Origin of the sequence: Pseudomonas sp. PvP089 (assembly GCF_017875165.1) — a bacterium.
GTDB lineage: Bacteria > Pseudomonadota > Gammaproteobacteria > Pseudomonadales > Pseudomonadaceae > Aquipseudomonas > Aquipseudomonas fortuita.
Genome location: NZ_JAGGME010000001.1, coordinates 4,631,805 through 4,645,719 on the forward strand (window position 1 = coordinate 4,631,805; position 13,915 = coordinate 4,645,719).

Annotated in this window: 8 protein-coding genes; 6 read left to right on the plus strand and 2 right to left on the minus strand. The window is 62.7% G+C overall.

What is annotated here, in order from left to right:
* Positions 1 to 139: 139 nt before the first annotated feature.
* Complete coding sequence (locus J3A71_RS21160; RefSeq protein WP_016485587.1) at positions 140 to 958, plus strand: pyruvate, water dikinase regulatory protein; 819 nt, start codon at positions 140 to 142, stop codon at positions 956 to 958.
* A gap of 167 nt (positions 959 to 1,125) precedes the next feature.
* On the opposite strand, the gene J3A71_RS21165 is transcribed toward J3A71_RS21160, so the two are convergent.
* Complete coding sequence (locus J3A71_RS21165) at positions 1,126 to 5,991, minus strand: NAD-glutamate dehydrogenase (protein ID WP_016485586.1); 4,866 nt, start codon at positions 5,989 to 5,991, stop codon at positions 1,126 to 1,128.
* Positions 5,992 to 6,264: 273 nt separating this feature from the next.
* On the opposite strand from J3A71_RS21165, the gene J3A71_RS21170 reads away from it, so the two are divergent.
* A complete protein-coding gene (locus J3A71_RS21170) occupies positions 6,265 to 6,618 on the plus strand; it encodes a hypothetical protein (protein ID WP_016485585.1) in 354 nt (117 codons plus the stop codon).
* Positions 6,619 to 6,791: 173 nt separating this feature from the next.
* On the opposite strand, the gene J3A71_RS21175 is transcribed toward J3A71_RS21170, so the two are convergent.
* Complete coding sequence (locus J3A71_RS21175; RefSeq protein ID WP_070086965.1) at positions 6,792 to 7,697, minus strand: LysR family transcriptional regulator; 906 nt, start codon at positions 7,695 to 7,697, stop codon at positions 6,792 to 6,794.
* 123 nt (positions 7,698 to 7,820) lie between these two features.
* On the opposite strand from J3A71_RS21175, the gene lysA reads away from it, so the two are divergent.
* The 4 genes from lysA to J3A71_RS21195 all read left to right on the plus strand — a co-directional run bounded on the left by lysA (position 7,821) and on the right by J3A71_RS21195 (position 13,341).
* The gene (gene lysA / locus J3A71_RS21180) at positions 7,821 to 9,053 is read left to right on the plus strand and encodes a diaminopimelate decarboxylase (protein WP_060519048.1); all 1,233 of its coding nucleotides are present in this window, start codon (positions 7,821 to 7,823) and stop codon (positions 9,051 to 9,053) included.
* A 249-nt stretch (positions 9,054 to 9,302) separates the two neighbouring features.
* Positions 9,303 to 9,803, plus strand: coding sequence for a sigma-70 family RNA polymerase sigma factor (locus J3A71_RS21185; protein WP_016485582.1), 501 nt, complete (start codon positions 9,303 to 9,305; stop codon positions 9,801 to 9,803).
* Positions 9,804 to 9,808: 5 nt separating this feature from the next.
* A complete protein-coding gene (locus J3A71_RS21190) occupies positions 9,809 to 10,744 on the plus strand; it encodes a FecR domain-containing protein (protein ID WP_209953210.1) in 936 nt (311 codons plus the stop codon).
* Between the two features lie 110 nt (positions 10,745 to 10,854).
* On the plus strand, positions 10,855 to 13,341 hold the full coding sequence (locus tag J3A71_RS21195; protein WP_209953213.1) for a TonB-dependent siderophore receptor: 2,487 nt from the start codon (positions 10,855 to 10,857) through the stop codon (positions 13,339 to 13,341).
* Positions 13,342 to 13,915 lie beyond the last annotated feature (574 nt).

Below are 13,915 nucleotides of genomic sequence, written 5' to 3' on the forward strand. Positions count from 1 at the left end.
GCGCCCGCCTGTCTTCGGTGACTTGGCCGGGCGTTTGTGGCCTGTACCTGGAAAATAAGTGAGAATGCCGACAGCCGCATTCGGCAAACCGAACTTATCATATCCAAGAAACGTCATCAGCTTAAGGCCCAGATCGCAAATGAAACGAACCGCGTTCTTCATCTCCGACGGCACCGGTATCACTGCCGAAACCCTGGGCCAGAGTTTGCTGGCGCAATTCGAGAGCATTCCGTTCAACAAATTCACCCGTCCGTACATCGATTCGCCCGACAAAGCACGCACCATGGTCCAGCAAATCAACGCGGCGGCCGAACGTGACGGGGTACGCCCGATCATCTTCGACACGATCGTCAACCAGGACATCCGTGAGATCCTGGCGACCTCGAACGGCTTCATGATCGACATCTTTTCTTCGTTTTTATCCCCCCTTGAACAGGAATTGACCGCCCATTCGTCGTATTCCGTGGGCAAATCGCACTCGATTGGCGGCAACTCCAACTACATGGAACGCATCGAGGCGGTGAATTTCGCCCTGGATAACGACGACGGCGCGCGCACCCATTACTACGACAAGGCCGACCTGATTCTGGTGGGTGTGTCCCGCTGCGGCAAAACCCCTACCTGCCTGTACATGGCGATGCAATTCGGCATCCGCGCGGCCAACTACCCGCTGACCGAAGACGACATGGAGCGCCTGCAACTGCCAGCGGTGCTGAAAAAGCACCACAGCAAGCTGTTCGGCCTGACCATCGACCCCGACCGCCTCACCGCCATCCGTCACGAACGCAAGCCCAACAGCCGCTATTCCAGCTTTGCCCAGTGCGAGTTCGAAGTGCGCGAGGTAGAGAGCCTGTTCCGCCGGGAGAACATTCCCAACATCAATTCCACGCATTTTTCAGTGGAAGAGATTTCCGCCAAGATCCTGGTGGAAAAAGGGGTGGAGCGGCGGTTCAAGTAAGCCTCTACCGGCCTCTTCGCGGGGCAAGCCCGCTCCCACAGCTGCTGCACTGAACTTGAAGGCAGTGGGGCACCTATGGGAGGGCCTTGCCCCGCGAAGAGGCCGGTACAGACAAAAGAAAAGCCCCGGCATCACTGCCGGGGCTTTGTTTTACCGCACCACAAGGCTCAGGACGGTACCACCGCCGCCTGCCCGCTCATGGCCAGGTCGACCAGCTCGCGGTTGGCCACCGCGTACATCGCATAGTCGGTACCGGTGGCGTTGCGCAGGTCGTCCAGCATGGCGCGCCAGCGCTCCACCATGACCCGGTGCTGTTCGGCCCACAATGCCACACGGGCGTCCATGTCATCCGGCGCATCGGCCATTTGCAAGACCGAGATGGTGATCGCCCGCTGCTGCAGGTCGATATCGTCGCGGAAGGCTTCGCGGGCCAGCGCCTGCCAGTTGTTCTCAACCGGCAAGTTACTGATTTCCTGCAGGTACCAGGTCAGGTCCAATGCACTCCCCACGGCAAAGAACGCCTTGGCCACCTGCGCCGGGTCGTGGCCCGTGACGTCGGCTGCTTCAATGATCGGCAGCAAGGTGTAGAGGTGGCTGGTACCCGCCACCATGCGCGCCAGCAACTCTGGCACACCGGCGTCGACAAAGCCTTGATAGCGAACCATCCAGCGTTCGCGGGTCGGGCCTTCGAGCAGTTCATCGAGCTTGAGCCCCAGTTGCGCGACTTTCGGCCCGAAGTGTGCGGTATCACGCCCAGCGTCCTGCTCGTTACGGCGGCTGCGCAGGAACCAGCGCGTGGCACGGCGGCCCAGGCGCATCAGTTCGTCCATCAGGGTCAGCTGGACTTCTGCCGGCACCTGGTAATCCAGTGCCTCGATCTGGCGGAACCAGTGCGGCAGGTGGAAGATGTCGCGCACGATCACATAGGCCCCGGCCACGTTCGCCGGGCTCATGCCGGTCGACTCCTTCAGGCGCTGGACGAAGGTGATACCCATGTTGTTGACCAGGTCGTTGGCGATCTGGGTGCTGACGATTTCACGCTTCAGGCGGTGGCGGCGCATGGAGTCGGCGAACTTGCTGACCAGCGACGGCGGGAAGGCGGTTTCCATGTCGCGGGTCAGGTAGTCGTCGTCTGGCACCAGCGACTTAAGCAGCTGTTCCTTGAGGTCGATCTTGCTGTACGAAATCAGCACCGACAGCTCGGCGCGGGTCAGGCCCTGGCCGGCCGCCAGGCGTTCGGCCAACTGCTCTTCGGACGGCAGGAACTCGATGGCACGGTCCAGCTTGCCACGGGCTTCCAGGTCGGCCATCAGGCGCTTGTACTCGGCAATCCGCTCGCGGGCACGACGGGCCGCCAGCGATAGCGCCTGGGTCTGCTTGTAGTTGTTGCCCAGCACCAGGGCGCCCACTTCGTCGGTCATGCTGCCGAGCAGCTGGTTGCGCTGCTTCTCGGTCATGTCGCCACCCTGCACCACTTCGTTGAGCAGGATCTTGATGTTGACCTCGTGGTCGGAGCAGTCCACGCCGCCGGCGTTATCGATGAAGTCGGTGTTGGTGGCGCCGCCGTTCAGGCCGAACTCGACCCGGCCGAGCTGGGTCATGCCCAGGTTGCCGCCCTCACCCACCACTTTGCAGCGCAGTTCGTTGCCATTGACCCGCAGCGCGTCGTTGGCCTTGTCGCCAACATCGGCGTGGCTTTCGGTGCTGGCCTTCACGTAAGTACCAATGCCGCCGTTCCACAACAGGTCGACCGGTGCCTTGAGCAACGCGTTGAGCAGCTCGGTCGGGGTCAGGCGGTCGGCTTCGATGGCGAAGCGCTCTTTCATCTGCGGGCTGATGGCGATGCTCTTGGCACTGCGCGGGAAAATCCCGCCGCCTTCGGACATGATGCTGGTGTCGTAATCGCTCCAGGCCGAACGCGGCAGGTCGAACAGGCGCTTGCGCTCGGCAAAGCTGGACGCAGGCTCCGGGTTCGGGTCAATGAAGATGTGCAGGTGGTTGAACGCCGCCACCAGTTGCAGCTTGTCGGACATCAGCAGGCCGTTGCCGAACACGTCGCCGGCCATGTCGCCCACGCCAATCACGGTGATCGGGTCTTCCTGCACGTTGATGCCGCGCTCGCGGAAGTGGCGTTGCACACCAACCCAGGCGCCGCGCGCGGTAATACCCATCTTCTTGTGGTCGTAACCGGCGGAGCCGCCCGAGGCGAACGCATCGCCCAGCCAGAAGCCGTAGTCGATGGCAATGCCGTTGGCGATGTCGGAGAAAGTCGCCGTGCCCTTGTCGGCCGCCACCACCAGGTACGGGTCGTCATCGTCGTGGCGCACCACGTTGGCCGGAGGCACCACGCCGCCGTCCTTGAGGTTGTCGGTGATGTCGAGCAGGCCGGAAATGAAGATGCGATAGCACGCCACGCCTTCCGCGGCGATCTCGTCACGGCTCCCCCCCAGCGGCAGGCGACGCGGCAGGAAGCCACCCTTGGCGCCGACCGGTACGATGACCGAGTTCTTCACCTGCTGGGCTTTCACCAGGCCCAGCACCTCGGTACGGAAGTCTTCCTCACGGTCAGACCAGCGCAGGCCGCCACGGGCGACGTTGCCAAAGCGCAGGTGCACGCCCTCTACCCGCGGCGAATAGACGAAGATTTCGAACTTGGGGACTGGTTTGGGCAGTTCGGGGATCAGCTTGGGGTTGAACTTGAAGCTGAAGTACGACTTGTTCTGGCCGTTGGTGTCCGGCTGGTAGAAGTTGGTGCGCAGGGTAGCCTTGATCAGGTCCAGGTAGCGGCGCAGGATGCGGTCTTCATTGAGCACCTGCACGTCGTCCAGCGCGGTCAGGATCGCTTGCTCCAGGCGCAGTTGCTTGTCGTCCAGGTCGTCCTGGGTGAGCTTGCGTGCCAGGTAGAAGCGGGTCTTGAACAACCGGGTCAGCTCGCGGGCAATGTCGGTGTGGTTGTTCAGGGTGCTGGCGATGTAGCCCAGGTCAAAGCCCAGACGAATCTGCTTCATGTAACGGGCGTAGGCGCGCAACAGCGCAACGTCACGCCATGGCAGGCCGGCGGTGAGCACCAGCCGGTTGAAGGCATCGTTCTCGGCATCGCCGCCCACGATGTGGATGAAAGCGTCCTGCAGGGTGTCGTTGAGCTGCTGGATATCCAGGCTCAGGCCCTCGCTGTAGGTGAAGGCGAAGTCGTGGATCCAGTACTCGCGGCCATTGGCATGGCGCAGGCGGTACGGAAACTCGCCGAGCACACGCAGGCCGAGGTTTTCCAGGATCGGCAGCACATCGGACAGCGCCAGGGGCGTATCGGCGTGGTACAGCTTGCAGTGCAGGATGCGCTCGCCCACCTGGGTCAGCGGCTGGTAGAAGCTCATCGCCAGCGGCTTGCTTTCCGACAGGTTCAGCACGTGCTGCAGGTCGACCACCGCCGAGTGCGCGGCGAAGCGCTCACGGTACCCGGCCGGGAAGCCCTTGGGGAAATCGGCCAGGATGTTGGTGCCTTGGGCTTCACCAAAGTTCTCGACCACCAGGGTCGAGTAGTCGTCTTGCCACGAGCGGCAAGCCTGGATCACTTCGCGTTCCAGCTGCTGCGGGTCGATGTCGATGCGGTTTTTCGGGTCTACCCGCAAAATCAGCTGCACGCGTGCCAGCACCGACTCGGAGAAGAAGGTCCAGAATTCGCAGTCGCTGGCCTTCAGGCGCTCCATCAGCACCTGCTGGATCTTCTGCCGCACTTCGGTGGAGTAGATTTCCCGCGGGACGTAGGCCAGGCAGTAGCAGAAGCGGCCGTAAGGGTCCTTGCGCAGGAACACGCGGATCTTGTTGCGCTCCTGGATCTGCACGATCGCCATGACGGTGGTGAACAGCTCGTCGATCGGCGTCTGGAACAGGTCGTCGCGCGGCAGCACTTCCAGCACCTGGGCCAGTTCCTTGCCCAGGTGGGCCTTGGCGTCGAAGCCCGAACGGCGCTCGACTTCAGCCACCTTCACACGGATGTACGGAATGGCATGCACGCTTTCGCCATACACCGAAGAGGTGTACAGGCCCATGAAGCGGTGTTCCTTGATGACTCTGCCGTCGGCGTCCAGCTGGCGGATCGACACGTAGTCCGGGTAGGCCGGGCGGTGCACGCGGCTGGGCAGTGCGGCCTTGGCGAACGACAGCAACAGTGGTTCGTTGAGGTAGGCCACGGCGTAGTCTTCGATGCGCAGCTCTTCGGCCGTCAGCCCCACGCGCAGGCGGCGCGGCAGGCCGAGGAACGACTGCTCGTCGTAGACCATCTGGCCGCCGTCGGCGTCGCGCTTGACGGTGAATTCTTCATAGCCCAGGAAGGTGAAATGGTTGTCCAGCAGCCACTCGAGGAAGGCTTTGACCTCGCCCTTCTCGTTCTGGGCAGGACCAAAGGCGGTCTGCTCCACCTGCGCCACCACTTCACGCAGCTTGGCCTTCATCGGTTCGAAGTCGGCCACGGCCACCCGTACCTCGGCCAGCACCTGCTCGATCTCGCGGGTCAGCACGGTCAGTTCGGCGGCATTGGCGCAACGGTCGATCTCCAGGTACATCAGCGACTCATGACGCACGCCCTCGCCCTGTGTGCCCTTGGGCAGCAGCTCCAGCAGCTCGCCCTTGGCGCCACGGCGCACGCTGAGCACGGTGGTTTGCAGGGTATGGATGCTGTAGCCGCGGCGGTTGAGCTCGGTGCGCACCGAGTCGACCAGGAACGGCAGGTCGTGGTGCAGCACTTCGACCACGGTATGGGTCGATTGCCAGCCGTTGCGTTCGTAATCAGGGTTATACACCCGCACTTGCGGGTATTCGGGGTCGAAACGCTCGATGATGCGCCAGGCTGACAGGGTGCAGCCGGCCAGGTCGGAAAGCCTGCGTTGGGTGAGTTCGTCCAGAGAGATGATGCCGAAGAACTGCTCGGCGAACAGCGCCACTTGTGGCAGGGACTGTTCGCTGATGTGCTGCGCCAGGGCCGCTTGCAGTTGATGCTGGAAGTCGGCTTTGCTGGCTGCGGTGAAGAACGCCATCTGTGGTACTCCGCTTGGGCTTTGTAATAATTGAAGCGTCGCTGCGTGCGCCGTGTACGGATCAACGATAGCCAACCCGTGGCAAGGCGGACGGTAAAACCAGGCGTCGAACGTGCACAGGCACGCTCAGGGCTCGGCGAAGCTTAACGACTGATCGGTCATCAACGCTTGCAGCGCTGCGACAATTTCGGTCAAGGGGCGGTAACTTTACGTTTATGCCTGTACGCAAGACTGTCAGAATTCCCTTCCGTTTCCTTTGATCCGAGCCTGCTCATGCAAATCAACACCGCCCTGCTGTTCGCCACCCCTTGCGATGACGAGGAAGACAACATGGCGACCCTGTGCTGCCACAGCGACAAGGGTCAGATGTTCCTGCTTACCCGCTACCCGGACGAAGACACCGTCGACCTGACCCTGGATGACGAGCCGTCGACGCTCGATGGGCTGAAGGTGACGCTGAGTGCCAAGCGCCTGCTGATCGAAGTGGCGGCCGGCGACCAGGATGCGCTTAAGGGGGACGAGGTGCTGGAGATCCACCTCACCAGCGACCTGAGTGACCTGGACGAAGTGAAGCAAACCCTGGAAAACATCCTGACCGGGACCGGGACCTTCGTCTGCGAACTCTGAACCGCAGATTGCACATAGGACCGACCGTTGTTGCCTGTACTGGCCTCATCGCCGGCAAGCCAGCGCCCACCCCGACCACCTCTGCCTCAAGCCATGTGCAGCACCTGTGGGAGCTGGCTTGCCGGCGATGAGGCCGGTACAGGCAGCACAAAACCCCTTGGGAGAGCCAGGCGCTAGCGCAATGCTGCCTGCATTGCTTTAGCCTGCACCCGCAGCGCCTCGCAAAACGGCTCCACCGCTGCCGATGCCGGCCGGTGGTCGGGGCGTATCAGCATCACCTGGTACGGCACCGACACCCGCAACCTGCGGATCGGCAACCCGCCCTGTGCCGCCTCCAGCCCGCTCAGCGGGTTGATGATCGCCACCCCTAGGCCTTGCCTGACCATGGCGCACACCGAGGCGGCACTGGTGGTCTCGATCACCGTGCGGCGGTTCACCCCCGCCGCACGAAAGTGCTGGTCCAGGCGCTGCCGGTAGGTGTCCAGGCTGGCCAGGTTGATGAAATCGACCTCGTGAAAATCGCTCAGCTCCAACTCGGCCTTGGCCTGCAACGGGTGATGCTCGGGCAGCACGCACACCATGTTGGCGCTGAACAGCAATTCGCCATAAGCGCCGCGCGGTATCTGCTCCACCTCGGTCAGGCCAAGGTCATGCTGCTGGGCGACCAGTGACTCCTCCAGCAACGGCGATTCCTGCGCCAGGATGCTCACGCTCACGCCGCGGTGCTGCTGGTGGAAGCGCTGGCAGGCCTTGGGCAGCAAGGTCTGGGAGAACAGCGGCAGGCAGGTGATGGCCAGCCGCCCCTGCTCGAAATTGCGGATGGCCTGGGCAAAGCGATCGATCCGCTCCAGCCCGACGTAGGCGCGCTCGACTTCTTCGATCAACAGCAGCGCCTGGGCGGTCGCCACCAGGCGCCCTCCCTCGCGTTCGAACAGGTTCAGGCCAGTCACCTGCTCCAGCCGCGCCAGTTCGCGGCTAACGGTGGGCTGCGAGGTGAACAGCAGGCGCGCCGCACCGGTAACACTGCCGGCGGCCATGATGGCGCGGAACACTTCGATGTGGCGCACGGACAGTTTCACGGCAATACCCGATGAGTAGACGATGGGTATATCAGATATGAATGACTGACGGAAAAATAGCTATTTTTATGAATTCCCGCTTTGGCTCATCCTTGTGGCCTTCCTTATATGAGTTGCGCCACCATGACCGCACCCTTCACCCTCCTGGCCGAGGCGGTTCGCCAGCACGGCTCGCCGCTGTGGGCGTACGACGCTAGCACCATCGCTGAGCGTGTCGAGCAACTGAACGTTTTCGACACCGTGCGTTTCGCCCAGAAAGCCAACCCCAACCTGCACGTACTGCGCCTGATGCGCGCCCACGGCCTGGTGCTGGATGCCGTGTCGCTGGGTGAAATGGAGCGGGCCTTCGCTGCGGGTGCAAGCGTGGACGGTGATCCTGCCGGCGTGGTGCTGACGTGCGACGCGCTGGACCGGCCAACCCTGGAGCGCGTGGTGGCAGAAAAGATCGAAGTCAACGCCGGCTCCATCGACATGCTGCGCCAACTGGGTGAGCGCTCGCCCGGCCACCGCGTGTGGGTCCGCATCAACCCGGGCTTCGGCCATGGCCACAGCCGCAAGACCAACACCGGCGGCGAAAACAGCAAGCACGGCATCTGGCACGAGGAACTGGACGAGGCGCTGGCATGCATCAAGGCCCATGGCCTGCACCTGGTAGGCGTGCACATGCACATTGGTTCCGGGGTGGACTACCAGCACCTGGAACAGGTGGCTCGCTCGATGATCGAGCTGATCGGCCGCCTGGGCGTGGACATCGAGGCGTTCTCCATAGGTGGCGGGCTGTCCACCCCTTACCGCAGCACTGACAAGCCGGTCGACCTGCAGCGCTACGCCCAGACCTGGGCGGTGGCGCGCAAGGAAATCGAAGCCATGCTGGGTCACCCCGTGCGCATGGAGATTGAGCCTGGGCGCTTCCTGGTGGCCGAGTCGGGCTACCTGGTAGCCGAAGTGCGTGCCGTCAAGCAAGTGGGCCGCAATACCTTCGTCATGATCGACGCCGGCTTCAACGACCTGATGCGCCCGGCGATGTACGGCGCCTATCACGGCATGACCCTGCTCGACGCCAACGGCCAGCCGGTGGACCGCCCACGGCAGCCGACTGTTGTGGCCGGGCCATTGTGCGAATCGGGTGACGTGTTCACCCAGGATGACCAGGAACTGACCCCGCAGGACCTGCCCCAGGCACAGGTGGGCGACCTGCTGGTGATCCATGATGCCGGCGCCTACGGTGCATCGATGTCGTCGAACTACAACAGCCGGCCGTTACTGCCGGAGTTTCTGATCGAGGACGGGGCGCTGCGGATGATTCGCCGGCGGCAGACGGTGCAGGAGCTGCTGAGCCTGGAGGCCGGGTTCTAACAACGTTTTCAATGTGTGCGTCCTGCCTTTGTGTGAGCAACTGCCTTGCTCAGGATCCAGAAGCTGGCGCAACCTCTGTGGGAGCGGGCATGCCCGCGAACACCGGCAGAGCCGGTGCCATCCAACGTGTTGCCTGTTTCGCGGGCACGCCCGCTCCCACAAGGCTGTGTGCATGCACACGATCCTTGCAATCAGCCCGCCCTACTACGACAATGCGATCAATTCCCATTAATATTGCGGTCTTGACGCATGTCGACGCTCGATCCCCAGGCCCTGCACCAGCTGTACAGCGAAAACAACAGCTGGCTGAAGGGCTGGCTGCGCGCCCGCCTGGGCAACGCCGCCGATGCTTCCGACCTGGCGCACGACACGTTCTTGCGGGTAATGACCGCGCGTAATCCGTTGCCGATCCGCGAGCCGCGCAGCTACCTCAGCGCTATAGCCCGCGCGCTGCTGATCGACAAAGCCCGCCGTCGCTCCATCGAAAAAGCCTACCTCCAAGCCCTGGCCCTGCGCCCGGAGCCGGTTGACGTCTCGCCGGAGGTGCGCTTGTCCATCATAGAAATGCTGGTGGCCGTGGACAGCCTGCTCGACGAACTCGGCGCCAAGACCCGCGCCATTTTCCTTGCCGTTCAACTTGAAGGCCTGACCTACGGTGCTGCGGCTGAGCGTTTCGGCGTGTCGGTTACCACCGTGAAGAACCACCTGATCAAGGCGATGACCCGCTGCCTGCTGGTAGTTGAAGGCTGAACGCGATGGATCTCAAGACACTCGAAGCCGCTGCCACCTGGTATGTGCAGCTCAACGATGGCGCCTGCGACGAGACCCGCACCCAGGCGTGGCGGCAATGGCTGCAGGCCAGCCCGCACCACGCTGCCGCCTGGGCGCGGGTGGAGAAGCTGCAGCAGCAATGGGCCATGGTGCCCGCGCAAGCAGCATTGTCCAGCCTTGGCGCTGCGCAGGCGCAGCGCCGCGATGTGCTGAAAGTGCTGGGCCTGCTGGTTGCCATGGGTGGCGGCAGCTGGCTGGCAGCCGAACAGGTGCCCTATCGCGCCTTGCTGGCACAGCAACGCACCGGCACGGGTGAGCGACGCACCCTAGCGCTGGCGGACGGCTCGCAGCTGGAGCTGAACGTGGGTACCGCGCTGGATGTACGCTATGACACGAAGGTGCGGGCGATTCAGCTGTACCAGGGAGAAATACTGGTCAGGCCTGTCAGCGAGGTGCAGCACCGTCCGTTCATCGTGCACACCGAGGACGGCAGTATCCTTGCCCGCAGCACCGAGTTCAGCATCCGCAAACTCGCGCACAAGACGCGCGTCGGGGTACTGCAGGCCAGTGTCGAGGTTCGCCCGCAGCGCCACGTTGAGCGGCGGCTGCAACTGCAAGCCGGGCAGCAGGTGAGTTTTGACCAGAATGACTTCGCCACCCCGCACGCCCTGCCCGTTGACTCGACTGCCTGGCGGCATGGCATGTTGAGTGTGAACGACTGGCGCCTGGACGACTTCCTCGAAGAGCTGGGGCGTTATCGGCCAGGGGTGTTGCGCTGCGCCTCGTCGATCCAGGCCATGAGCATATCCGGCGCATTCCGCATCGACGACACCGATATCGCCTTGGCCAACCTGCCAAAAACACTGCCCGTGAAGCTGCGCTACCTCAGCCGCTATTGGGTGAGTGTGGAACCCGCCTGAGCAATTGCGAAAAAACTTTCGCCGCAATCTTGCTGATTTCGATTCTCGTCCGTCCCTGACACAAGCCGCGACGACAGCGACTTTCTGCCATGACTCGGAAGGATCACGAAATGCCTCACCTGCACCCTACCCCTGCAACCAAGCTGAGCCAGGCCGTACGCCTGGTGCTGTTCGGCATGTCCCTGGCCAGCGCGCCGGGCCTGCTGCTGATGCCTGCCCAGGCCATGGCCCAAAGCCAGACCGCCTACCACGTCGCCGCTGGCCCGCTGGGCAATGCCATCACCCAGTTCGGCGTGCAGGCGGGCGTGACCATTTCGTTCGACACCGCACAGACCCGCCACTTGAGCAGCGCCGGCCTGGAAGGCAGCTACAGCATCGATGAAGGGCTGGTGCGGCTGTTGGCCAATAGCGGCTTGCAGGCACAACGCCAGGGCAATGGCGGCTACGTGCTGATGCCTGCCAACAACGGCGCGGCCATGGAACTGGGCCCACTGAACATCGATGCCAACCGGCTGGACGCCACCAGCGAGGGCACCCAATCGTACACGGCACGTGCAGTAACCATCGGCAAAGGCGTGCACACGCTGAAGGAAACCCCGCAGTCGGTCACCGTGATGACCCGCAAGATGCTCGACGACCAGAACCTCAATACGCTGGAACAGGTGCTGGACAAGACCCCGGGCATCACCGTGTACGACTCGCCCATGGGCGGCAAGTACTTCTACTCCCGTGGTTTCAACCTGGACGGCCAGTACCAGTATGACGGCGTGCCGCTGGACGTGGGCGGCAACTACGTGCAGGCCAACAGCTTTTCCAGCGACATGGCGTTCTACGACCGCGTCGAAATCCTCAAGGGCGCGGCCGGCATGATGAAGGGCTCCGGCTCCTCCGCCGGCGGCGTCAACTTCGTACGCAAGCGTGGCCAGGAAAAGGCCACCACCACCGTCACCCTGTCTGCCGGCAGCTGGGACAACTACCGCGGCCAAGTAGATGTAGGCGGCCCGCTGAACGAGTCGGGCACCGTGCGCGGGCGCGCCGTGGCCTCGCTGCAGGACCGCCAGTACTTCTATGACACGGCCAAGCGCCAGGACCAGATACTGTACGGTGCCATCGACTGGGACGTCACCGCCGACACCACCCTTGGCTTTGGCCTGGCCTACGAGGATGTCGATGCCACACCGTGCTATTCCGGCCTGCCACGCTACGCCAATGGCAGTGACCTGAAGCTGTCGCGCTCTACCTGCCTGGGGGCCAGCTGGAACGACCTGCAAAGCCAGCGTATTACCGGTTTTGCCGACCTCAAGCACCGCTTCAATGATGACTGGACGCTGAACTTCGCCTCGATCTACACCCACAACACCCAGGACATCGAATACGCCTACTCCGAAGGTACGGTGCCGGTCGGCGCCAGCACCGCCAGCATGAACGTGCGCGCCGGCCGCTTCGACTACGACCAGGACGACTACGGCTTCGATAGCTATGTCGATGGCAAGTTCGAGGCGTTCGGCTTGCAGCACGAGCTGATCATCGGCGCCAACGCCAGCCGGCAGAAAACCCATGATTACTTCGCGTTGATGCTGCTGAACGCCAAGCAGGACCCATTCAACCCAACCTCGAACTTCCCACACCCGTCCAAAGGCGATTATCTGGTCAACCCGAGCCGCGGTGGCAGCGTGCCAACCGATTCCACCACCACTCAATATGGCACTTACGCCAACCTGCGGCTGAAGCTGGCAGAGCCGCTGACCCTGGTGCTGGGCGCACGGGTCAGCTGGTACCGCAACAAGAGCGACTCCTATACCCAGCTCTACGATTACTGGGTGAATAACCGTAGCCAGGAAAACGGCCAGGTCACGCCGTTCGCCGCCGTGCTGTACGACCTGAACGAGCAGTGGACCGCCTACGCCAGCTACGCCGACATCTTCCAGCCGCAGAGCGACAAGGTGAACGCCGAGCGGCAGTCGCTTCAGCCCAAGACCGGTGCAAACTACGAGATTGGCATCAAGGGCGAACTGCTTGACGGCGCATTGAACACCTCGTTCAACCTGTTCCGCACTGTGGAGAAACACCGTGCGGAAACCGACTACAACGAAGCCTGCCCGTCAGGCGACGGCTATTGCTACACCGACAGCGGCAAGGTTCGTGCCCAGGGTTTCGAGGCTGAGATCAGCGGCTCGCCGATCGAGCGATTACAGCTGCTTGCAGGCTACACCTACACCCAGACCAAATACCTGAATACCATCGAAGACAGCGACCCCACCGAGCTGACCTTCACCTCCAGCTTCATCCCGCGGCACATGCTCAAGGTGTGGGGTGACTACCAGCTGGGCGGTGCACTGGAGCGCTTCACCGTCGGCGCCGGCCTGAACAGCCAGAGCGAGAACTTCCGCACCACCGGCACTACCCGCGTCGAGCAGGCAGGCTACACCGTATGGAACGGCCGCGTGCAGTATCGCATCGACCCGAACTGGACAGTCGCGCTAAACGGCAACAACCTGTTCGACAAGAAGTACTACGCCACCATCGGTGCGCCGGCGTGGGGCAATTTCTATGGTGAGCCACGCAATTTCATGGTGACCTTGCAAGGCACGTTCTAAGCGATCACGACGCAGTTGTGGGAGATTGTGCAGAGAACAAAGACGGCAGGTAAGCCACTTGTGGGGGCAGGCTTGTTCCGCGAATGGAACAGGCGGTGCCTGGCACCGGCTTTGCCGGTGTTCGCGGGACAAGCCCGCTCCCACAAAGCCCGTGCTGGATCAACGGGCTGGCGGTCGTTCTATGAGGGCGCAAGCACGCTACTTGTGGGAGCGGGCTTGTCCAGGGTACAGACCGGAGACATCGTTGACATTTTCAACCGGGGACATGGTTGCGCTCCTGCATCAGGGCTTCGAACACCACCATCAGGTTGATATCGGCTTTGCGCAGTTCGTTGCGGTTCATTGGGGCTCCCGGCCATGGCCATGACGTGCGGACTCAATTCCAGCATCGATATGGATTGCGGTCGAGTAAAAACCGGAAACCCGACTCAGGCTGCATTGCCCCACACTGCGCAATCCGGGTAACCTTCTGCCATCTTCCCTTCCGGCTTCCCCTGCCGTGCACCGCCCAGGCGTTAAATCGCGAAGCGGTCATTCATGATGCCGACACCTGCATGGCCGCCACCTTTTGGCG

Bases quoted from the DNA above. Each gene is read 5' to 3' on its own strand.
- J3A71_RS21160 (WP_016485587.1), top strand. From the start codon at position 140: ATGAAACGAACCGCGTTCTTCATCTCCGACGGCACCGGTATCACTGCC.
- J3A71_RS21165 (WP_016485586.1), bottom strand. From the start codon at position 5,991: ATGGCGTTCTTCACCGCAGCCAGCAAAGCCGACTTCCAGCATCAACTG.
- J3A71_RS21170 (WP_016485585.1), top strand. From the start codon at position 6,265: ATGCAAATCAACACCGCCCTGCTGTTCGCCACCCCTTGCGATGACGAG.
- lysA (WP_060519048.1), top strand. From the start codon at position 7,821: ATGACCGCACCCTTCACCCTCCTGGCCGAGGCGGTTCGCCAGCACGGC.
- J3A71_RS21185 (WP_016485582.1), top strand. From the start codon at position 9,303: ATGTCGACGCTCGATCCCCAGGCCCTGCACCAGCTGTACAGCGAAAAC.
- J3A71_RS21190 (WP_209953210.1), top strand. From the start codon at position 9,809: ATGGATCTCAAGACACTCGAAGCCGCTGCCACCTGGTATGTGCAGCTC.
- J3A71_RS21195 (WP_209953213.1), top strand. From the start codon at position 10,855: ATGCCTCACCTGCACCCTACCCCTGCAACCAAGCTGAGCCAGGCCGTA.